This window comes from Streptomyces sp. NPDC007808, from assembly GCF_042868655.1.
Taxonomy (GTDB): Bacteria; Actinomycetota; Actinomycetes; order Streptomycetales; family Streptomycetaceae; genus Streptomyces.
Map to the genome: position 1 here is coordinate 338877 of NZ_JBIAEQ010000010.1, position 22283 is coordinate 361159.

The following is a 22283-nucleotide window of genomic DNA, read 5'->3' on the forward strand; positions in this document are numbered from 1 at the left end:
CCCCTGCGCCGGTTCCGGGGCCCTGTGCTGTCCGGGTCCGTTCGTTGGGTCCTGGCCCCGTTCCTTGTGTCCCGGTCCCGCTTCCCTGGGTCTCGGCCCCGTTCGATGACATGTGACACGCCGTGGGACAAGGACCCACGTCAGTGGAACGTGATCGAGGGCCGGCCCGGCTGCCGTCCGCCGGACCCACCCTCGCTCACTTCGCCTACTCCGCCTCCGCTTGCTTCGCCGCGGCGTCGATGGCCGCCAGCGACTTACGCACCTGGTTACGGTCCGTCGTGTACCAGAAGTCGGGCAGTGACGCTTTCAGGTAGCTCCCGTACCGGGCCGTCGCCAGCCGCTGGTCCAGCACGGCGACCACGCCGCGGTCCCCCGACGCCCGTACGAGCCGGCCGGCGCCCTGGGCCATGAGAAGCGCGGCGTGAGTGGCGGCGACTGCCATGAAGCCGTTGCCGCCCGCGTCCTCCACGGCCTTCTGTCGAGCGCTCATCAGAGGGTCGTCCGGTCGTGGGAACGGAATTTTGTCTATGACGACCAGCTGGCAACTGGGACCGGGGACGTCGACGCCCTGCCAGAGAGACAGCGTGCCGAAGAGACACGTCTCGGGATCTGCAGCGAAGTTCTTGATCAGCTCACCGAGCGTCTCCTCGCCCTGAAGCAGGATCGGGTACTCCGGGATGCGGGAACGAAGCTCCTCGGCCGCCAGCTGGGCGGCCCGCATCGACGAGAACAGGCCGAGCGTGCGGCCACCCGCTGCCTGGATCAGTTCGGTCAGCTCGTCGAGCATGTCGGCGCGATCGCCGTCCCGCGCGGGGCGGGAAAGGTGCTTGGCTACGTAGAGGATGCCCTGCTTGCGGTACTCGAAGGGCGAGCCGACGTCCACGCCCTTCCACTGAGGAAGATCGTCACCCTCCGTGCCCTCGGGGGCGAGGCCCAGGGACGCGCCGACGCCGTTGAAGTCTCCGCCCAGCTTCAAGGTCGCGGAGGTCAGCACGACGGAACGGTCCGCGAAAAGCTTCTCCCGCAGGAGCCCGGACACGGACATGGGAGCCACCCGCAGCGACGCACCGAACCGGTCGTGACGCTCGTACCAGACGACGTCCCACTCGGAACCGTTGGTGATCCGCTCCGCCACGTCGTGGACCGTCTCCACCGAGGCCAGCGCCTGCTTGCGGACCGCGTCCTCGTCCTGCACGGACTTGTCGCGGGTGGCGCCGATCGCGGAGATGACCGTGCGGCAGGCATCCCGCAGTGCCATGAGCGCGTAGGCGAGGTCCTCGGGGATCTCCTCCAGGCGGCCCGGCAGAGCCAGCTCCATCAGCCGTTCGAAGCCCTCGGCAGCGGTCTGGAGCTGGTCCGCGGCCTTCTCGTTGACGAGCTTCGCGGCGCGGCGCACCGCCCGGTTGACCTGGCCCGGAGTGAGTTCGCCGGTGGCGACTCCGGTGACCCGTGAGACGAGCTCGTGTGCCTCGTCGACGATCAGCACCTCGTGCTGAGGGAGGACGGGCGCGCCCTCGATTGCGTCGATCGCGAGCAGCGCGTGGTTGGTGACGACCACCTCCGAGAGCTTGGCACGCTCCCGAGCCATCTCGGCGAAGCACTCGGCGCCGTACGCGCATTTCGAGGCTCCGAGGCACTCCCGGGACGAAACCGAGACCTGAGCCCAGGCGCGGTCGGACACTCCGGGCGTCAGGTCGTCACGGTCACCCGTCTCGGTCTCGTCCGTCCAGTCGCGCACCCGCAGCAGATCCTGCCCCAGCTTGCTGGTGGGCGCGGCCGCCTCGAACTGATCGAAGAGTCCCTCCTCCTCGTCCTGTGGCACGCCTTCATGCAGACGGTGCAGACACAGGTAGTTCGACCTGCCCTTGAGCATCGCGAACTCGGGGCGGCGGCGTAGCAGGGGATGCAGTGCCTCGACGGTGCGAGGCAGGTCCCGCTCCACGAGCTGGCGCTGCAGAGCCAGGGTGGCCGTCGCCACGACGACGCGCTCCCCGTGCGCGAGCGCCGGCACCAGGTAGCCGAGCGACTTTCCGGTGCCGGTGCCCGCCTGGACCAGTAGATGGGAGCCGCCGTCGATCGCCTCAGCGACGGATTCGGCCATGGTCACCTGGCCAGGGCGCTCCGTGCCGCCGACGGCAGCGACGGCAGCATGCAGGAGTTCGGGGAGTGAGGGCTTTGTCATAGCGCGACCACCCTACGGCTCTGCACTGACAAACGGGTGATCGCGGTGGGGACGGGGGGTGGGATCAAGACCGGGGGTTCCTTGAGTGGAGATCGGAGTGGTTCGGATGTGAGTGGGATCGGTTCGGGCGGGCGCGCGGCTGGGTCGGGTGAGTGCCGAGCAAGTTCGGGTTGGTGGCGGGGCCGGTTCGGTTTGGTACGGGGTCGGTTCGGGTCGTGAGGGGTCAGCTCGGGTTCGCACGGGGTCGACCAAGTTCGCGCCGGGCCGGGCCTCGTTCGTGCCGAGCCGGGCGTGCCGGGCCGGTCCTGTCCGGGTCCGTGCGGGGCAGTGCGGCGCGGACTTTGGCCGGCCTAGGAGGCAGTGGGGGGTGCGGTCAGGGCCCGCTCGTAGGGCTGGCACTTGCGGAGGAGGTCGGCCGTGGGCAGAGGGGAACGGGTCCGGGAAGAAGGCGCGCGGCCAGTTTCGGCTGGTTCCGAGTCGGCTGCTCGACTCGGCCAGCGGAACACCCTGGTCACCACCGAGATGGCTTGACTCGAATTTGGTTCGTCGATGACGGGAACCGGATCGACGCGAGCGGTGTACCAAAAGTGATGCTGCTGCGACTTGGCGTCACAGCAGATGGCGCAGGGTCCGGTCTCTGACCATGAGAGCGGCTCGCTTGGCGGGCAGCTCGATCTCGGCAGAAAACCGGAAGCCGGCGCTGAGGAACGCGGCGACGGAAGGGGTGTTGCGCATGTCCGGTTCGGCAACAACGCGAGCACAGGCGGGCCGCCTGTCGAGTACGAGATCGGCGACGGCTCGCAGCAGGGTTCCCCCGAGCCCTCGTCCCCGATCGCCTACGGCACCGATGAGGACATGGAGACCGGTGTCATGGGGACGTGCCGGGTAGTGCCGGGCCAGGGGGTCCAGGTCGGCTCGGTAGATCTCCCAGTAGCTCATCGGCGTGCCCTCCAGCATGCCGAGACACGGAACGCTGCGGCCGTCGCCGGCGAGCTGGGACCGCAGATGAGCCTCGGTCACGTTCGGCGGGCCGGCAAGCCCCCAGAACGCCGCGACCGCAGGGTCGTTCATCCATCGGCTGACGAGCGGGAGATCGCTGACGAGGCCGACAGGGACCAGGTGAAGCAGCCCCGCCGGTGTGCTGATCGGCCCCCAGTCGGCCACGGTGTCGAGTAGATCGTCGGTGTACCGAAGGGCAGAGGGCCGGAGGGCGGAGTGCCGAAGGGCGGATGAGGGTGCGGCCTCGTTTGAATAGCCTGGGTTCCGCCCCCCGTCGGCGTCGGAGGTCTCCGCAAGGAGCGCGAGAAGTTCTTCGGGCAACCCCAGATCCAGCGTGTCCTCGGTGTCCGCATCCGTGTCGTCCGTCTTGTCGACGGGGGACCCGAGATCACCCGCTGTCGTGACGCCGCCGATATCGGTGACGGGGGCGGTACCGGTATCAGCACTCGTCGAGTCGGTCGGCGGCACGGCGGCAGTCCTCTCGGGCGGTGGGCGCGCGGGGCATGTTCCTCGGCGACTTCGTGGGTCGGTGGAGAGCGGTTGGTGAAGCGAGGCAGTGACGGTCAGGGACGCACGGTCAGGAATGCAGGGGGTTGGCAATGGTGACGTAGACGGACTGGGTGTCTACCGGGCCGACGAGTTCGTCGAGGCCGTACAAGCGCGTCAGCAGGTTGGCCTTGCAGCGCAGGACCGGTGAGTCGAGCAGGAGGGCAGGCAAGGACGTGCGCAGACGGGCGGGACCGGAGGCCACCTCTCCCAGGAATCGGCGGAATGCGGCGAGCAGCAGCCGTTCGTCGGCGAGTCGCTGGGAGCCGAACGCGCCGATGAGACCGAGCACGTTGTTGATCGCGAGGTAGTACGCGAAGCGCTCGTCGGTGACCTCGTCCGAGACGAAGGTGTCGCTGGCCCTGCCGATTCCGGGCATCCGGGCTTCGAGTTCCGCTCGCCGGGATTCACGGAAGTAGTAGCCCTGGTTGTCTCGGTACCGGCCGCCCGAGGGCCAGCCGTCGCTGTCCAGGAGAAGCAGGGTGTTCTGCTGATGTGCCTCCAACGCAACGCCCGCTTCGGCGTCCAGCCAGAGCACCGGCCGGACTACGTGTTCGAGGTAGCGCAGGAACCACTCCGCGGTGACCGCTCCACGCGGGCGTCCCGTCCTGGCGGCAAGCCCCTTGATCACGTCGGCAAGACGGGACCGCAGGGGCCGGCTGTCCGACCCAGGCTCGTCCGGGGCTCCTCCGGTATGCGTCTGAGGACGGGGCGAGACGAGTCCGGCGACACATGACACGTCGTCGCTCGACCGGAAAGGGTTGTGCCGGATCATCACGTCGAGGCCGGCCACTGGGGCACCCTCCGGCGCGTCAACGGCGAGCCAGGCCGGGTCACGAACGATGTCGAATGCCGGGTGGGCGGCCTGCCACTCGGCCGAGAGGCCGCTGCGCAGAAGTCGATGGACCTCGACGCCACGGTGCAACTCCTTGCGCAGGTTCTCCCGTCGGGAGTTGGTGATGCGCAGGCCCAGCGACAGTTTGAGCATGGCGGCGGCGTCGGACCGATGAACGGTACGCACGGAGGAGGTGGGATGCCACGGGGCACCGTGGGAGCCGAGATCTCGGAGCAGTCCGGCTTCGAGCAGCGCCGCGACTTCGGGACGTTGGCGGACCTCGCGTGCCTGCCAGGGATGCAGAGGCAGTGCGGCGTACCCGTCGGGCAACGGCAGGTCATGCGATGCCAGTCGGGCCGTGAGCTGGACCGCGGGCACGACGCGCCCGTGCTCGGTCCATGCCGAGTCGGTGGCGAGAAGGGAAGGAGCGACAGCGAGCCAGTGCAAAGGGAAGGAGCCGCGCAACTCAGGTGAGTACAGCTGTGCTTCGACCTCGGAGAGTCCCTCGCGGCTCTTCGGGGTGGGGTGGAACGGGTGTCCGAGCATGAGCGCCTGCTCGGCCGTGAGGAAGAGGTCGGCGCCTTCGTCGGGGTCGTTCCGGCGCTCGGTGAGGAAAATGACGGTTCGTCGGAGGGAGTCGGCGACGCGTACGACGAGGTCGGTAGTGGCGGACGTGGCCTTCGCTTCCGCGTCAGGCCTTGGTGCCGCGTCCGTGACCGCCTTTGTCTCCGCACCTGATCCCGCGCGGACGCCCGCGTCCCTTTCGGCGCACTCGACAAGGCTCTCCCGGGCCAGCAGTGCTGTGAGCGTGACTGCGTCGATCGGCGGCGTGTGGTCGGCGGCATTGGCCAGTCGCGGGAGGCCGAACCGATGCCACCCTGTCGGGGACCAGTAGTGGACCGGGACCAGCAGGGCCGTGCCGGTGGCAGGAGTGGGGATGCGGAGGAGCCCGTCCTCAGGGGCCGACGCGTTGGTCTCCCGGACCCAGCAGCGCAGCAGGTTCTCCATGGCGGCGGCCTGGGCTGCGGTGTTCGGGTCCGGATGCTCCAGAAGGTCGGCGGGGTCACCGTGCAGGGCGGCGTGCTCGCTGGCCGGGGCACAGGCCTGCGCCGACGTTCGGACCGGCGACTGCCCCCCGACAGTCCCCTGCTCAGGGACGCTTCGCTGCTGCGCGCCTCCCACTGGCGCCGGAGTGTCTGTCGGCGGGTGCGCGCGAGGCTGCACGCCTGCGGCCGGCTGTGCGGGTACAGGCGTACCCGCAGGGACGGAGGACCCCGCCTGAGCGTTTCCGTGACCGGCTCCCTGACCGGGTGCAGCCGACGCGATCGTCGATACGGGCGGCTCCTGCTGAGGGGCGTGTGCCTCGGAGGAACCTCGTGCGCGGAGGTCGGCTTGTCCGTCGGATACAGGGCTGGTGATCAAGGCTGGTCCTCTGAGGTGGTTCGGCTCGTGCGGCGGTGGTTTCTGGAGGTGGGCGGGCATGGGCCTTGCGCGCTTTATGGGGAGAGCAGTTGGAGAGGTGTGTCAGGTCGAGACGGTGGTGGGGAGGGTGGTGCGGTGTCATCTGGATGAAGCTGTGCCTCGGGCCCAAGTCACTCAGCCTCTGTCCCATGGCCTCCCGCAGCCATCCGTCCCAGGGCCTCCCGTCACTCAGACCTCGGTCACCTGACCTCCTCGCATCCATTGGCCGAGTGTCACTTGACCTCGCCCGACGTGAGACTGAGGCCATCAGCACCGATACAAGGGCGTCGGCCGGTACGCGCACGCTGGCGCCCCCGGCAGCCGCCGTGCTACCCCGCCCGATCCGCCCGGACCGCCCGGCCCGCCCGACCCGACCCATCCGCCGGGTCCCCTCCGTCCACCCGGTCACCGTGCCGCGGTCGGTGTCGGCTTGGCTGGAGCGTCCTGTCCGGACCTGCGTGGGCGCGGGACACCGCGTCCACCGCGTCGGCGAGCCGGTCCAGTACCGCGGCGGCCTGTTCGTCGCTGATGGTCAGGGGTGGCAGCAGCCTGATGACGCTGGAGTGGCGGCCTCCGAGCTCGACGATCAGGCCACGTCGCAGGCACTCCTGTTGGATGGCAGCCGCAAGTTCGGGTGCTGCCGGACGAGGGCGATGTTCCGGGCCCCGCCCATCCGCCGTGCCTGCTTGTCGCGGGGCGGCAGGAAGGTCCGTCGACAGGCCGTGCGCGTTCCCGTCGGGGTCGAGCCCTGCCGACACGCCCCTCTCGCCCTCGGCCCACCCGGCTCCGGCGGCACCCCGGCCCTGCAGGTCGGGGACACCCCCGCTCCCTTCACGAGCGCCACGCACCCCCTGGCCTTCGGTCATGCCCTCGCCGGTGTCCTCGATGGCAGCGAAGGCCGCAGGCAGCTCGTCCGCACGTGCGGGACCGCCCTCCGGCTTCACCACCTCGACCCCGATCATCAGCCCCCTGCCACGTACATCGCCGATGCACGCGAAGTCCGTTGCCAGTGCGGAGAGTTGGCGCAGCATCTGCGAGCCCAGTTCGGCCGCCCGCTCGGCGAGCCGGTTCTCGCGGACGTAGGCGAGTGTGGCCGTGCCTGCGGCCATGGCGAGTTGGTTGCCGCGGAACGTTCCGGCGTGGGCTCCGGGTTGCCAGGCGTCGAGGTCGTCACGGTAGACGATGACGGCCAACGGCAGGCTGCCCCCGATGGCCTTGGAGAGGACCATGACATCAGGGGTGACGCCACTGTGCTCCACGGCCCAGAAGGAACCGGTGCGCCCGACGCCGGTCTGGACCTCGTCGGCGATGAGTGGGATGGAACGGTCGGCCGTGATCTCCCGCATGCGTCGCATCCAGCCGTCCGGCGCCGGGATCACCCCGCCCTCGCCTTGGACGGGTTCGAGAATCATCCCGGCGGGACGCGGCACACCCGACTTGGGGTCGTCGAGGACGGACTCGGTCCAGCGGGCGCCGAGTTCGGCACCGCGTTCACCTCCGACGCCGAAGGGGCAGCGGTAGTCCTGCGGGTAGGGCAGGCGCGCGACCCGTACGTCCAGGGCACCCCCGGAGGCTGCGAGGGCTCCGGCTGTCATGCCGTGATAGGCGCCGCTGAAGGCGAGGATCCCGGTGCGTCCCGTCGCGGCACGGACGAGCTTGAAGGCGGCCTCCACGGCGTCGGTACCGGCCGGTCCGCAGAACTGCACGCGGGCGTGGCGCGCGAGACCGGGAGGCAGAGTGTGGAACAGCTCGGTGATGAAGGCGTCCTTGACGGGTGTCGCCAGATCGAGGACATGCAGCGGTGCGCCCGAGTCGAGGACCTTGCGAATGGCGTCCAGGACGACGGGGTGGTTGTGTCCCAGCGCCAACGTGCCGGCACCCGAGAGGCAGTCGAGGTAGCGGCGGCCGTCCGCCCCTTCGATGGTCATCCCGCGCGCCCGTACCGGAACGATCGGAAGGGCACGGGCGTAGGTGCGCGCCGCGGACTCGCGTGCCGACTGCCGCCGCAGGATCCCTTCATGCACGGCACGGGCCTTCGCCGACTCGGTCGTCCCCCCGCGCACAGATTCAGTCACTGCCATGGCTCCCTGTCCTCCCGCTGTCCAGGGGCGAGCAGGTGTGACGCATCCTCGCCCGCCCCGACATACGAAGCCCCGCGAGCGTCCACTCGAAACTCCGGGGAACTGGGCACTGGGGGCCGCTCACGGGCAGCAGGCACCCCACGGCTACCAACCGCGGACGGTTCACCGGGTTACGGGTTGCTTCAAGATCCTTGCTGTAGCGAAACCGTTGCCGTTCCGTCGGGTCTCCCCCACAGCGACCGCATAGTGTGTGATGCCGTCCCAACGCGCCCTGACCTCACGCGGAACCCATGCGTGACCAGCGGGAGTTCATGGCAGCGGCACCACACTGTCACTCCAGGGGGAGTCAGATCATGCGATCGATACGGCCGTCGTCCACCGCTCGCCGCGGGAGGAGCGCGCGCCGCACAAGGTCCCCGCTGCCCGTGGTCGCACTCGCGGCCGCGCTGGCTCTCACCGTCACGGCCTGCGAGTCGGGCGCCGAGGCTGGCGGCGACGCCACCGCCTCGGCGGCGGCCGGAGGTGAAGGCAAGATCACGATCCCGGACGACATCAAGGACAAGCTCAAGGAGCACGGGATCGACCTCGACAAGTGGCGGGGCGGCGCCTGGAAGCAGTGGGACAGGGACGACTGGCTGCGCGAGGCCCAGGACTACATCAACCCGATCATCGAGGGGCTGTGGGATCCGGACCGCATGCGGGAGGCCGAGGACCCGGACCGGAGCGTCGACGACAGCGACATCTCCGGCGACCAGGGCGTGAGCGACCCGACCCCGCAGCCGGTGCAGGCACAGGCCGTTTCGCCCGAGTACCACGCCAACGCCCCAGAGGCGGGCAAGGTGTTCTTCGACTCGCCCAAGGGCACGATGGTCTGCTCGGCGACGGTCGTGCAGGACCCGGCCAACCCCGGCAAGTCCAACATGGTGTGGACCGCGGGCCACTGTGTGCACGCGGGCAAGAGCGGCGGCTGGTACCGCAACATCGCGTTCGTGCCGTCGTACAACAACACGGGCATGGGGAGCGCCGAGTTGGAGGGTGTGGCCAGGGAAGAGGTCGCTCCGTACGGGGTGTGGTGGGCCGACTGGGCGCAGACCTCGGAGCAGTGGATCGAGCAGGGCGGCGCGACGGGCGGGGACGGGGCGCCGTACGACTTCGCCGTGCTCCATGTGAAGCCGGAGGAGGGGAGCAACGGCAAGTCGCTTGAGGAGACGGTCGGTTCCGCCCTCCCGGTCGACTTCAACGCCCCGGCCGTCCCCGAGGTGGACAGCCTCAAGGCGATCGGCTATCCGGCAGCCGCGCCGTTCGACGGCCAGAAGCTCTACCAGTGCCAGGACAAGCCAGGTCGGCTGTCGCTCAGGTCCTCGGATCCGACGATGTACCGCATCGGCTGCACCATGACCGGCGGTTCGTCCGGGGGCGGGTGGGTTGCGACCGGCTCGGACGGCAAGCCGGCGCTCGTGTCCAACACTTCCATCGGTCCGGTGAAGTCGGGCTGGCTCGCAGGGCCGAGGCTGGGCAGGGAAGCCAAGGTCATCTTCGACTCGGTGAGCGAGAAGTTCGCCGGTCGGTGACGCCCCGGCGGCGGGGCGGTGCGCATGAACCTTCACCGCCTCGCCGCTGTTCGCCCTCAACCACACGGGCACAGTGGCGCGTCGTATCCGAGGGGTCCGCAGCGCAGCGCGCACGCGCCCGGGGTCGTGGATGCCGAGTACGTGCCCATCGGGCGGCCCGGGCGGCATCGAGGCAGCCGGCACCACTGCAGAGCACGCATCAACGGGTGGTCACCGCACCATGCGTGCTTGGGGTTACCCGGCGGCGCCGCCCTACAGCGGGCTGCAGATGTTCAAGTGCGTCGATCGGCCCGGGCGCTTCTCGCTGAGCCCGACACTGCCGACGATGTACCGCATCGGCTGCACCATGACCGGTGGTTCGTCGGGTGGCGGCTGGTTCCGGGTGGTGGACGGCGAGACCAGGTTGGTGTCGAACACGTCGATCGGCCCGGAGGACAGCACCTGGCTCGCGGGACCGCAGTTGGGGGCGAGCGCCGAGGCGCTGTACCTGAACATGAGCAAGATGTACGGCGGTCGGTGACAGCCTCGCACGCAGACGTACCGAAGGCCCGTCCCCTGCGGCAGGGGACGGGCCTTCGGCGTTGGCCTCGGCGTTCTACGGCAACGAGGACCGCAGTGCCATGACGGCTCAGGCGCTCGGCGCCGGAACGTACGGCGCGAGATCCGCCGCGAGCTCCTCGTGCACCCGCACCTTGAGCAGCGTGCCCTCCGGGGTGTGCTCCTCGGAGATCACCTCACCCTCGGTGTGGGCACGCGCGACCAGCTTGCCGAGCGTGTACGGCACGAGCGCCTCGATCTCGACCGACGGGCGCGGCAGCTCGTTGTCGATCAGGGCGAGCAGCTCGTCGATGCCCCGGCCGGTGCGGGCCGAGACCGCGATGGAGCGCTTCTCGATCCGCAGCAGCCGCTGGAGCGTCAGCGGGTCGGCCGCGTCCGCCTTGTTGATCACGACGATCTCGGGCACATCGGTGGCACCGACGTCCCTGATCACCTCACGAACGGCGGCCAACTGCTCCTCCGGGTTCGGGTGCGACCCGTCCACCACGTGCAGGATCAGGTCGGACTCGCCGACCTCCTCCATGGTGGAGCGGAACGCCTCGACCAGGTGGTGCGGCAGATGCCGTACAAAACCGACCGTGTCGGCCAGTGTGTACAGCCGGCCGCTCGGGGTCTCGGCCCGGCGCACGGTCGGGTCCAGGGTCGCGAACAGGGCGTTCTCGACCAGCACACCCGCGCCCGTGAGGCGGTTGAGCAGCGAGGACTTGCCGGCGTTGGTGTAGCCGGCGATGGCGACCGAGGGAACCTTGTTGCGCCGGCGTACCTGGCGCTGGATGTCGCGGCCGGTCTTCATCTCCGCGATCTCCCGGCGCATCTTCGCCATCTTCTCGCGAATCCGCCGCCGGTCCGTCTCGATCTTGGTCTCACCGGGACCACGGGTGGCGAGGCCGCCGCCCTTGCCGCCGCCCATCTGCCGGGACAGCGACTGACCCCAGCCTCGCAGCCTCGGCAGCATGTACTGCATCTGCGCGAGCGCGACCTGCGCCTTGCCCTCGCGGGACTTGGCGTGCTGGGCGAAGATGTCGAGGATCAGGGCCGTACGGTCGATGACCTTGACCTTGACGACATCCTCCAGGTGGATGAGCTGACCCGGGCTGAGTTCACCGTCGCAGATGACGGTGTCGGCTCCGGTCTCCAGCACGATGTCCCGCAGCTCGTCGGCCTTGCCGGAGCCGATGTAGGTGGCCGCGTCGGGCTTGTCGCGGCGCTGGATCACACCGTCGAGCACGAGCGCGCCCGCGGTCTCCGCGAGGGCGGCGAGCTCCGCGAGGGAGTTCTCCGCGTCCTGTGCGTTCCCGGAGGTCCAGACGCCCACGAGCACGACCCGCTCCAGGCGGAGCTGGCGGTACTCGACCTCGGTGACGTCCTCGAGCTCGGTGGAGAGGCCCGCCACACGGCGTAGAGCCGCGCGGTCGGAGCGGTCGAACTGGTCGCCGTCCCGCTCTCCGTCGATCTCGTGGCTCCAGGCGACGTCCTCTTCCATCAGGGCATCGGCCCGAAGACCTTCGGGATAAGTGTGCGCGAGGCGCTGACTGTCCTGGGAAGAGGAAGAAGAGGAGGTCATTGGGTCCTTACGTCGATGGGAATCCGTTTGCGGCGACGGTGGCCGTGACGCTTCGGAACGAGCCCTTGCGCCCGAGACCGATCCGTCACTGTTCACAACGCACGAGTGCCCCGGGAGATTCCCGCGCCCCGTGCCGCGCCGACCAGAAGATGGTCGCACGGCACGAGCCGTCTCGTCACCGTCTTATTTCTCGGTCCGACCGTCCCGCGCAGCGGGGTCCGCACCCTCCTGCGTCGCGGTCCGCACCCTCCTGGCCGTGCCGACAGCGCGCTCCTGCCATGCGGTCCGCTCGGTGCTGCCATGCGACCGCGCGGTGCCGCCATGCGGACCGCTCGGTGCTGTTTCGCGGTCCCGCGGTCCTACTTCACGGTCGCCCGCGGTGCGGCGGACGCCCTGGTGGGCGCCTTGGCGGGCGTCTTGGCGGGGTCCATGGACCGCCACTCCGGCTGCCCCGGCATCGGCGGGGTCTTCTTGCCGTACAGCCAGGCGTGCAGGAACCCGTCGAGGTCCCGTCCGGAGATCTCCTCGGCGAGCGCCACGAAGTCCGCGGTCGAGGCGGAGGTGTCCTGGTGCCTGCTGACCCAGGCGCGTTCCAGACGCTCGAAGGCGGGGGCTCCGATCTCCTGGCGGAGGGCGTAGAGGACCAGGGCCGCGCCGTCATAGACGTTCGGCCGGAAGATGCCGGTCTTCTTGCCGGCGGTGGGCGCCTTGGGGGCGGCGGGCGGTCCGCCGGCCGCACGCCAGCGGTCGGAGGCGGCGTACGCGGCCTTCATACGGGCCTCCAGCGGCCTGCCCGCCTTCTCCGCCGCGTACAGGGCTTCGTACCAGGTGGCGTGCCCCTCGCTGAGCCACAGGTCGGACCAGCTGCGCGGGCTGACACTGTCGCCGAACCACTGGTGCGCCAGCTCGTGCACCATGATCGCCTCGACGTACCACTTCGGGAAGGCGGACTCGGTGAAGAGACCCCGTTCGAAGAGGGAGAGGGTCTGGGTCTCCAACTCGAAGCCGGTGGCGGCGTCGGCCATGAGCAGCCCGTACGTCTCGAACGGGTAGCGGCCGAGCTTGCTCTCCATCCAGGAGATCTGGTCCGGGGTCTTCTCCAGCCACGGTTCGAGCTGCTTGCGGTACTTGGTCGGTACGACGTCCCGTACGGGCAGTCCGTGCGGGCCGGTGCGGTGAAGCACCGTCGAGCGGCCGATGGAGACCTGGGCGAGCTCGGTGGCCATGGGGTGTTCGGTGCGGTACGTCCAGGTCGTCGAGCTGCCCGCCCGGTCGACGCCGGCCTGCAGGCCGTTGGCGACGGCCGTGTAGCCGTTGGGCGCGGTCACCCGGATGGTGAACATCGCCTTGTCCGAGGGGTGGTCGTTGCAGGGGAACACGACGTGGGCGGCATCGGCCTGGTTGGCCATGGCGAGACCGTCGGCGGTCCGCACCCAGCCGCCCTCCCGCTTCTCGCCGTACACGGGATCGCTGGTGTGCCGCACGGTGATGCGCGTCCAGTTGCCGTCGGACAGCGGCTCCGCCGGCGTGACCACGAGGTCCTCACCGGCGGTGCTGAACGACGCGGGCATCCCGTCGACCTCGACGGACTCGACCTCGCCGTGTGCGAAGTCCAGGTTGATGCGTTCCAGGTCCGCCGTCGTCCACGCGTCGATCCGGGTCACGGCCCGGAGGGGCTTGCGGTTGGTGCCCGGATAGGTGAAGGAGAGGTCGTACGACATCACGTCGTAGCCGGGGTTGCCCAGGTGCGGGTAGAGGCGGTCACCGACACCCAGGGGCGTGGCGGGGGCGCCGGCAGCGACGAGGCAGGAGGAGACGGCCAGGGCGAGCAGCGCGGGCACCCGGAGGCGCCGACGGGTTCGGGGACGAGGACGGGAAGCGCCAGGGACTGGTCGCTGAACCTTGGTGCGGGGGGTGAGCAGCATGCACCACGGCTATCAGCGCGAGTGCGCGGGACGTCGACGACGCGCGACCGGCCCACCCGAACGGGTAGGTCCGGTGGGTGCAGTGCTCGGGTCCGGCGAGGCGGTCGGGCCTACAAGGAGGCGGGGGAGGCTGCGAGCCGCTGTCCGGGGCGCGGCTGCCGTTACGCCCCCTGCGTCATCGGTTGCGCCCTGCTCACGTCGTACACGCCCGCCACGTTGCGCATGGCCCGCATCAGCCCGGGGAGCTGAGCCGCGTCCGGGAGTTGGACCGTGTAGGTGTGGCGCACGCGCTGTTGAGTCGGGGGCTCGACCGTCGCCGAGACGATCTCCGCGCCCTCCGTGGCCATGGCTTCGGTGAGGTCCGCCAGCAGATGCGGGCGAACGAACGATTCGGCGACCAGGGTGACCCGGCACTCGGTGGTTTCCCCCCAGCGCACGTCGACCTCCGAGCGCCCCGCGTCCTTCATGCGCGCCACCGCCGCGCACTCCACGCGGTGCACGGTCACCACTCCCCCGCGCACCGAGAAACCGGCGACCTCGTCGGGCGGTACGGGGGTGCAGCAGCCGGCCAGGCGTACGGTCGCGTCCGGCCGGTCGACGAGGACGTTGGCGGCGGCGCGGCTCACCGCTCCCTCGAAGGCCGGGCGGGGGCCCGCTTCGTTCCCGGCAGCATCGAAGGCCGGGCGGAGGCCCGCTTCGTTCCCGGCAGCATCCTGGTCGGCCGACGCGTCCGCCGTGGCCCGGAAGGGCACCGTCCCGGCTGCGTCGCCCGCTTCGGCGGAACTCTCGCCCTGCGGCGCATGGGTGGTCAGCCACCGCTGGATGGCGATCCTGGCGGCAGGGGTGTGGGCGTGCTCCAGCCACTCCCTGGAGGGTTCCGAGGCCGGGTCCTGCCCCATGAGGAGCTGGACGGTGTCACCGTCCCGCAGAACCGTGCTGAGGGTGGCCAGCCGGCCGTTGACACGGGCGCCGATGCACGCGTGCGCGTCCTCGCCGTACTGCGCGTAGGCGGCGTCCACGCAGGTCGCGCCCTCGGGGAGGCCGAGTGTGCCCCCGTCGGGCCGGAAGACGGTGATCTCGCGGTCCTGGGCGAGGTCCTCGCGCAGGGTGGACCAGAAGGTGTCGGGGTCGGGTGCGGCCCGCTGCCAGTCGAGGAGGCGGGACAGCCAGCCCGGGCGGGTGGGGTCCGCGCGCTCGCCGTCGCCGGCGGCGGTCTGCTCCTCCGAAGGTGGGGAGTAGGGGTTGCCGAGGGCGACGACACCGGCTTCGGCGACCTTGTGCATCTGGTGGGTTCGGATGAGCACTTCGGTGACCTGGCCGTCCGCACGGGCCACGGCGGTGTGCAGCGACTGGTACAGGTTGAACTTGGGGACGGCGATGAAGTCCTTGAACTCCGAGACGACGGGCGTCATACAGGTGTGCAGTTCACCCAGGACGCCGTAGCAGTCCGCGTCCTCGTTCACCAGCACGAGCAGCCGGCCGAAGTCGGTACCGCGCAGCCGTCCGCGTTTTCGGGACACCCGGTGCACGGAGACGAAGTGTCGTGGCCGGATCAGGACTTCGGCTTGGATGTCGGCCTCGCGCAGGACCTTGCGCATCTCGTCGGCCGTCTCGGCGAGCGGGTCGTCCCCACGGGAGGCGTTCTCGACGATCAACTCCCGGGTGTGCTCGTACTCCTCGGGATGCAGGATCGCGAAGACCAGATCCTCCAGTTCGGTCTTGAGTGCCTGGACACCCAGCCGTTCGGCGAGCGGGATGAGGACGTCCCGGGTCACCTTGGCGATGCGGGCCTGTTTCTCGGGGCGCATCACACCGAGGGTGCGCATGTTGTGCAGCCGGTCGGCGAGTTTGATCGACATCACGCGGACGTCGTTGCCGGTGGCCACGAGCATCTTGCGGAAGGTCTCCGGCTCGGCGGCGGCGCCGTAGTCGACCTTCTCCAGCTTCGTCACGCCGTCGACGAGGAAGCGGACCTCCGCGCCGAACTGCTCGCCGACCTGATCGAGGGTCACATCGGTGTCCTCGACCGTGTCGTGCAGCAGAGAGGCCGTCAAGGTGGTCGTCTCGGCGCCGAGTTCGGCGAGGATCAGGGTGACGGCCAGGGGGTGGGTGATGTACGGCTCGCCGCTCTTGCGCATCTGGCCGCGATGCGAGGACTCCGCCAGCACATAGGCGCGGCGCAGCGGATCGAGGTCCGCGTCCGGGTGGTGGGCGCGGTGGGCGTCGACGACATGGCCGATCGCGTCGGGCAGCCGGTCGCGTGAGGCGGACCCGAGCAGCGCGGCTCGGCCCAGGCGGCGCAGATCGAGGCGGGCGCGGGCCTTCCTGCGGGGCACGGCAGGCGTGGCAGGGCCTGCTACCGGGCCTGGCGTCGCGGGGTTAGTGGCCTCCGCACTCATGGGCACCTCCGGCTGCGTGGACCGGCGAACGGGGTGCCCCATGGCGGACACGGCTCAGGGGATGGCGACTTCTCCCCCGTCCGGGCCGGTGCTTGATGCTACCGAGCCCATCACGTGCGACTGACCGCCTCTCGCCGAGCGTGAAACGGATCACCCATTCGAGCGAGGGTTTGCAGGTTTACGGTTTCGCGCCATGTAACGAGCAGGAGTTCGCGATTCCGAACGTCTACGGCACCCCGGACGACCTCACATCCAGGTCATGAGCCGCTCAGGGCTTTGATGCCAAGCCCGAAGAGGGATCAACGAGCGAGCTGTTCCAGCCACTCCGAGTCGATCTCACCCTCGGCCACGATCACCGCGGGACCGGTCATCTCGATCTCGCCGTCGGGCCGCTCCGTGATCACCAGGGTGCCGCCGGGCACGTCGACGGTGTACGTCACGGGGGTGCCGGTGACCGACGGGTCCGCCCCGTCCCGTCGCGCGGTGGCCACGGCGACGGCACACGCGCCCGTGCCGCAGGAACGGGTCTCGCCGGAGCCGCGCTCGTGCACGCGCAGCGCGACATGCCCGGGCCCCCGGTCGACCACGAACTCGACGTTGACCCCGTCCGGATAGGCCGACGCCGGGCTGAACGGCGGCGGGGAGAGCAGGTCGCCGGCGTGTGCGAGGTCGTCCACGAAGGCGACGGCGTGCGGGTTGCCCATGTTCACGTTGCGCGCGGGCCAGCTGCGCTCGCCGACGCTGACCGTGACGTCTCCTGCGGGGAGCAGGGCCTTGCCCATGCCGACCGTGACGTCACCGTCCTTGGCGATGTGCACGGTCTTCACGCCCCCGCGCGTGGCCACCGTGAGATCCCCCTCCACGACGTGGCCGGCACGCTGGAGGTAGCGCGCGAACACGCGCACGCCGTTGCCGCACATCTCCGCGACGGAGCCGTCGCCGTTGCGGTAGTCCATGAACCACTCGGCCTCGGCCGCCATGTCCTGGGCCTCGGGGTGCGCCGCGGACCGCACCACGTGCAGGAGCCCGTCACCACCGATGCCCGCGCGGCGGTCGCACAGCGCGGCGACGACGGCCGGGGGCAGGTCGATGTCGTTCTCGGGGTCCGGGACGATCACGAAGTCGTTCTCGGTCCCGTGACCCTTGAGGAAGGCGATCCGCGTGCTCATCCCTCGATCGTACGGTGCCGCTACGACAGTGCCGACCCAAGACCCGACGGCCGCCTCAGCGCAGGCGGGCCACTCGCCACACGGCCAGCACGACGATCGCGGCGACCACCAGGCCATAGGCCAGCACGACCCGCCAGTCCGGTCTGCGCCCGGAGCCCCGCTGCGGCAGGCCGGGCCAGGTATGGCCCACCCGGCGGGCGGCCATCATGCCCCAGCCGGCCGCGCAGGAGCAGATCAGCAGCCCCAGCATGGCGATCACGGCGCCGCTGTCGCCGAAGTCGAAGGCGAGCGGGAACGCGAACATCAGGGAGCCGACCGCGGCCAGGGACACGATGGGCGCGAGCTGCCAGATGCGCAGGCGGCGCTGCGGGCGCAGCTCGACCTCGACCTCCGGGCCGCTCGCGTACATCTCCTCGGGCTCGGGGCCGTCGTCGGTGACGCCGCCCTCCGCTTCGTCGGGCATCTCAGGGCTCAGACGGTCGCGGTCCTGCTCCGGATCGCCCGCGTCGGCGGTGACGTTCTCGGTGCTTCGTGCGGTGTCGCGAGGGCCGGCCTCCATCGCCACGCGCCCTCCCAACTCGGACTCCACTTGGTCGATCGAAGCTCGATGATGGCACGACGCGGGAGGCCGGGATGACGGCCGGAGCGTCCCGATGCCATCACGTGATCAGGCTGTAACCGGTCGTTCGACCAACGCCAGTGCCAGCTGCGGAAGTTCCGTGAGGTCCGCCGCGGCCCCACTGAGCCAATGCACCCGCGGGTCGCGCCTGAACCATGAATCCTGGCGGCGCGCGAAGCGCTTGGTGGCACGTACGGTCTCGGCCCGCGCCTCTTCGAGCGTGCACTCCCCGGCGAGCGCCGCGAGGACCTGCTGGTAGCCGAGCGCGCGCGAGGCCGTACGCCCCTCACGCAACCCCTGCGCCTCCAGCGCGCGCACTTCCTCCACGAGCCCGGCGTCCCACATCCGGTCGACCCGGCGGGCGATGCGCTCGTCCAGCTCGGGGCGCGCCACGTCGACGCCGATCTGGACGGTGTCGTAGACCGAGTCATGGCCGGGAAGGTTGGCGGTGAAGGGCTTGCCGGTGATCTCGATCACCTCCAGGGCCCGGACGATACGGCGGCCGTTGCTGGGCAGGATGGCCTGCGCGGCCTCCGGGTCGGCGGCGGCCAGGCGGGCGTGCAGCACCGCGGAGCCGTGCAGCGCGAGCTCTTCCTCCAGCCGGGCCCTGACCTCGGGGTCGGTGCCGGGGAACTCCAGGTTGTCCACGGCGCCGCGGACGTACAGGCCGGACCCGCCGACGAGAATCGGCCAGCGCCCTTCGGTGAGCAGCGCGTCGATGCGTTCCCGCGCGAGCCGCTGGTACTCGGCGACGGACGCCGCGACCGTCACGTCCCAGATGTCCAGAAGGTGGTGCGGGACTCCGGCGCGCTCCTCGGACGTCAGCTTGGCGGTGCCGATGTCCATCCCTCGGTACAGCTGCATGGAGTCGGCGTTGACGACCTCGCCACCGAGCCGCTGGGCCAGAAAAACGCCCAGATCGGACTTTCCTGCCGCAGTGGGTCCGACTACGGCGATGACACGGGGGGCGGAGGGTGCGCTGCTCACCGACCCAGTCTCGCAAACCCCAGGGGGTGGACTCGAACGGGTTACGTGACGGCACGGGCTCGGGGTCGTTGCCAGTTGCGAGGTTCTCGCCGCCGTTTCGCGGAGGCGGCCACCCGGGGGCGCAAATGGACGCACCGGACGACGCGGGATTTCGACCGCACGAGTAACGTATGGAGTTGATATGGGCGTTTTCGCACGACTTTTCCGGAGGTCAAAGGCCACGGAGGAGGCGTCAACCGCCGAGGCGCAGGCCGACACACCATCGGCCGAGCCGGCGGCGGAGGGAGCGGCACAGGCGCAGGAGTCGGCCGCGGCCGAGGTCGAGGAGGCGAAGACCGAGTCGGACAAGGACCGGTCCACGGCGGCGGAGTCCGTCGACGCCGACACCGACGACGGCGTCGAGATTCCCAAGCAGCAGTCCGCCGACGAGGCGGCCGACAGCGAGGCCGGCGAGGGCGCCCGCACGTAACTGCCCCGCGCGGGAAGGTGAAGCATGGGTCTGATGCAGAATTTGAAAGCCAAACTCGCCCCGGCCAAGGACAGGGTCTCCGACTTCGCGCAGCGACATGAGGAGCAGGTCCACCACGGTCTCGAGAAGGCCGCGAAGGTCGTCGACGAGAAGACCAAGGGCAAGTACAGCAACAAGATCCACACGGGTACGGGCAAGGCCAAGGGCGCCATGGACCGACTCGCGCACAAGGGTGGCGACACGGCGACGGACAGGAGCACGCCGCCGCCGGACGCACCCCCGCCGACCACCTGAACGGCGGAACCGGCCCGAACGGCGCTTCAGCCCGAACGGCATACCGACGGACGGCCGAGGAGCTTGACGGCTCCCGGCCGTCCGCCGTTTCCGCGGCCCACTCCACGTCCGGGTGGCGGCACCGGCCCGCTACGACAAGGGCGAGATCGGCCCTCTGGGCCCGGCCGACGGCACCAGCCCTCCACCGACCGGGTATCGGCACGGCCCCTTCACCGACCGGGTATCGGCACGGCCCCTTCACCACAAGGCGGCGGCACCGCCCCTTCACGACCAGGTGGCCACCAGGTACCCCACACCGTACGGCGCGTCCTCGTGCAGCAGCGTTCCGCCGAGTCCCGCGTCCTCGGCGGCCCCCGCGAGGACCTGCCAGGGGGCCCGGCCCAAAGCCTTCAGCTCGCGCGCGAGCCCGAGGTCGAGCGCCTTGAGAGCGGCGACGTCCGCCGTGCCCAGCGCACGCGCGACGGACGCGTCGAAGGGTGCCGCCCGCTCGTCGAGGTAGCCGGGCGCCTTGAGCGTGCGGCAGGCGCTGGCGTCGCCCATCACCAGCAGCGCCACCCGCTCGGCCCGGGCGGCGAGTTCCCTTCCGATGTCGATACACCGCTCGGCCCCGAGAGGTTCCCCCACGGCGAGTCCCTCGATCGGGGCGTCCGACCATCCGGTCCGCTCCAGCAGCCAGGCGGCCACGGCCAGCGAAGCCGGCAGCACGCGCTGCGGCCTGTCGTCCTGCCTCGCCCCGAGCCGTACGTCGACATCCACGCCGAACCCCCGGAACGAGCCCGGCGTCCCTTCGGCGTAGGCCCCGTGCTCGCTCTCCTCGGCGGGCGCGACGACCACGAGACGGTCGGGCCTGGCGGCAGCGAGGACGCCGAGCGCATCCGCGCAGGCGGCACGCGCGGCGTCCAGCTCGGGCGCGGCACCCGCGGCGACCTCGGGCACGAGCAGGGGCGGGCACGGGCACACGGCGGCGGCGACAAGCATGATCGGCAGCCTACTGGGACGTCCCGGAAGGGACCGGGACGTGTCCCGTGGTCGGATCAGTCGACGGCGCAACCACCGGTGACCACCGGCAGCGGCTCCGGAACGCCCACCTTGGGCAGGCCGAGCATGACGCCGGCCGGCTTGGCCGCCTCTGCGGCGTTGCGCTTCTCCCAGGCGTCACCCGCGCGCGTGCGGCGCACGCCGAGGACGGCGCCCTCGGCGAGCAGGTGGTGCGGTGCGGCGTAGGTGATCTCGACCGTCACCACGTCGCCGGGGCGGACCTCCTGCTCCGGCTTGGTGAAGTGGACCAGCCGGTTGTCGGGGGCACGGCCGGACAGGCGGTGGGTGGTGTCGTCCTTGCGGCCCTCACCCTCGGCGACCATCAGCTCCAGCGTGCGTCCGACCTGCTTCTTGTTCTCCTCCCAGGAGATCTCCTCCTGAAGGGCGACGAGACGCTCGTAGCGCTCCTGCACGACCTTCTTCGGGATCTGGTCGTCCATGGTGGCCGCGGGGGTGCCGGGGCGCTTGGAGTACTGGAACGTGAACGCCTGCGCGAAGCGGGCCTCACGCACGACGTGCAGCGTCTGCTCGAAGTCCTCCTCGGTCTCGCCGGGGAAGCCCACGATGATGTCGGTGCTGATCGCCGCGTGCGGGATGGCGGCGCGGACCTTCTCGATGATCCCGAGGTAGCGCTCCTGCCGGTAGGAGCGGCGCATCGCCTTCAGGACCGGGTCCGAACCGGACTGCAGCGGCATGTGCAGCTGGGGCATCACGTTCGGCGTCTCGGCCATGGCGGCGATGACGTCGTCGGTGAAGTCACGCGGGTGCGGGGAGGTGAAGCGGACGCGTTCCAGGCCGTCGATCTTTCCGCAGGCCCGCAGCAGCTTGCTGAACGCCTCACGGTCGCCGATGTCGGAACCGTACGCGTTGACGTTCTGCCCGAGCAGCGTGATCTCGCTGACGCCCTCGGCCACCAGGGCCTCGACCTCGGCGAGGATGTCACCGGGGCGACGGTCCTTCTCCTTGCCGCGCAGGGCCGGGACGATGCAGAAGGTGCAGGTGTTGTTGCAGCCGACCGAGATGGAGACCCATGCCGCGTACGCGCTCTCGCGGCGCGTCGGCAGCGTCGAGGGGAACGCCTCCAGCGACTCGGCGATCTCGACCTGCGCCTCCTCCTGCACGCGCGCGCGTTCCAGCAGGACGGGCAGCTTGCCGATGTTGTGCGTGCCGAAGACGACGTCCACCCAGGGCGCCCTCTTCACGATGGTGTCGCGGTCCTTCTGTGCGAGGCAGCCGCCGACCGCGATCTGCATCCCGGGTCGTGCGGCCTTCTTGGGGGCGAGGTGGCCGAGGTTGCCGTACAGCTTGTTGTCGGCGTTCTCGCGGACCGCGCAGGTGTTGAAGACGACGACGTCGGCGTCACCGTCGGACCCCTCGGGGGCGCGCACGTAACCCGCGTCCTCCAGCAGCCCTGACAATCGCTCGGAGTCGTGGACGTTCATCTGGCACCCGTAGGTGCGCACTTCATAGGTCTTGGATCCCTGAACGTCCACTGCGAGGCTCCGGTCACTGCTGCTGGTCATGCCCTCAAGGGTAGGCGGTCCCGGGGGCCACCCGTCCCGGTGCGGCCTCCGAACCGATCGCCG

General features: G+C 70.3%; 15 protein-coding genes and 1 pseudogene. 4 read left to right on the plus strand and 12 right to left on the minus strand.

What is annotated here, in order from left to right:
* Positions 1-205 precede the first annotated feature (205 nt).
* From ACFYNL_RS34640 to ACFYNL_RS34655, 4 genes are all read right to left on the minus strand, one after another.
* The gene (locus ACFYNL_RS34640) at positions 206-2182 is read right to left on the minus strand and encodes an ATP-dependent DNA helicase (protein ID WP_388810752.1); all 1977 of its coding nucleotides are present in this window, start codon (positions 2180-2182) and stop codon (positions 206-208) included.
* Positions 2183-2791: 609 nt separating this feature from the next.
* The gene (locus tag ACFYNL_RS34645) at positions 2792-3649 is read right to left on the minus strand and encodes a GNAT family N-acetyltransferase (RefSeq protein ID WP_388810755.1); all 858 of its coding nucleotides are present in this window, start codon (positions 3647-3649) and stop codon (positions 2792-2794) included.
* A gap of 109 nt (positions 3650-3758) precedes the next feature.
* On the minus strand, positions 3759-6044 hold the full coding sequence (locus ACFYNL_RS34650) for an IucA/IucC family protein (RefSeq protein ID WP_388810757.1): 2286 nt from the start codon (positions 6042-6044) through the stop codon (positions 3759-3761).
* A 308-nt stretch (positions 6045-6352) separates the two neighbouring features.
* The gene (locus ACFYNL_RS34655) at positions 6353-8104 is read right to left on the minus strand and encodes a diaminobutyrate--2-oxoglutarate transaminase family protein (protein ID WP_388810760.1); all 1752 of its coding nucleotides are present in this window, start codon (positions 8102-8104) and stop codon (positions 6353-6355) included.
* 353 nt (positions 8105-8457) lie between these two features.
* Between ACFYNL_RS34655 and ACFYNL_RS34660 the strand changes: the two genes are divergently transcribed.
* Together ACFYNL_RS34660 and ACFYNL_RS34665 are read left to right on the plus strand one after the other, a co-directional pair.
* Complete coding sequence (locus ACFYNL_RS34660; RefSeq protein WP_388810762.1) at positions 8458-9675, plus strand: trypsin-like serine peptidase; 1218 nt, start codon at positions 8458-8460, stop codon at positions 9673-9675.
* A gap of 217 nt (positions 9676-9892) precedes the next feature.
* A pseudogene (locus ACFYNL_RS34665) lies at positions 9893-10195 on the plus strand (hypothetical protein); the annotation flags it as partial.
* Positions 10196-10303: 108 nt separating this feature from the next.
* Here ACFYNL_RS34665 and hflX read toward each other — a convergent pair.
* From hflX to miaA, 6 genes are all read right to left on the minus strand, one after another.
* Positions 10304-11797 (minus strand): GTPase HflX, encoded by a 1494-nt coding sequence (gene hflX / locus ACFYNL_RS34670; RefSeq protein WP_388810765.1) that lies wholly within the window; start codon positions 11795-11797, stop codon positions 10304-10306.
* A gap of 359 nt (positions 11798-12156) precedes the next feature.
* On the minus strand, positions 12157-13722 hold the full coding sequence (locus ACFYNL_RS34675; RefSeq protein ID WP_388810768.1) for a M1 family metallopeptidase: 1566 nt from the start codon (positions 13720-13722) through the stop codon (positions 12157-12159).
* 161 nt (positions 13723-13883) lie between these two features.
* On the minus strand, positions 13884-16121 hold the full coding sequence (locus ACFYNL_RS34680; protein WP_388810770.1) for a RelA/SpoT family protein: 2238 nt from the start codon (positions 16119-16121) through the stop codon (positions 13884-13886).
* Between the two features lie 299 nt (positions 16122-16420).
* Complete coding sequence (gene dapF, locus ACFYNL_RS34685) at positions 16421-17290, minus strand: diaminopimelate epimerase (RefSeq protein ID WP_388810773.1); 870 nt, start codon at positions 17288-17290, stop codon at positions 16421-16423.
* 55 nt (positions 17291-17345) lie between these two features.
* On the minus strand, positions 17346-17849 hold the full coding sequence (locus ACFYNL_RS34690) for a hypothetical protein (protein ID WP_388810880.1): 504 nt from the start codon (positions 17847-17849) through the stop codon (positions 17346-17348).
* Positions 17850-17957: 108 nt separating this feature from the next.
* On the minus strand, positions 17958-18896 hold the full coding sequence (gene miaA / locus ACFYNL_RS34695; RefSeq protein WP_388810775.1) for a tRNA (adenosine(37)-N6)-dimethylallyltransferase MiaA: 939 nt from the start codon (positions 18894-18896) through the stop codon (positions 17958-17960).
* 181 nt (positions 18897-19077) lie between these two features.
* Here miaA and ACFYNL_RS34700 point away from each other — a divergent pair, with 181 nt between their 5' ends.
* Together ACFYNL_RS34700 and ACFYNL_RS34705 are read left to right on the plus strand one after the other, a co-directional pair.
* Entirely contained in the window at positions 19078-19365 is a 288-nt protein-coding gene (locus tag ACFYNL_RS34700; protein WP_388810778.1) for a hypothetical protein, read from the plus strand.
* Between the two features lie 24 nt (positions 19366-19389).
* A complete protein-coding gene (locus ACFYNL_RS34705) occupies positions 19390-19659 on the plus strand; it encodes an antitoxin (RefSeq protein ID WP_388810781.1) in 270 nt (89 codons plus the stop codon).
* 264 nt (positions 19660-19923) lie between these two features.
* Here the strand turns inward: ACFYNL_RS34705 and ACFYNL_RS34710 are convergent, their stop codons facing one another.
* Both ACFYNL_RS34710 and miaB read right to left on the minus strand, forming a co-directional pair.
* On the minus strand, positions 19924-20637 hold the full coding sequence (locus ACFYNL_RS34710; protein ID WP_388810784.1) for a class III extradiol dioxygenase subunit B-like domain-containing protein: 714 nt from the start codon (positions 20635-20637) through the stop codon (positions 19924-19926).
* Between the two features lie 56 nt (positions 20638-20693).
* The gene (miaB, locus tag ACFYNL_RS34715; protein ID WP_388810790.1) at positions 20694-22220 is read right to left on the minus strand and encodes a tRNA (N6-isopentenyl adenosine(37)-C2)-methylthiotransferase MiaB; all 1527 of its coding nucleotides are present in this window, start codon (positions 22218-22220) and stop codon (positions 20694-20696) included.
* Between the last annotated feature and the right edge of the window lie 63 nt (positions 22221-22283).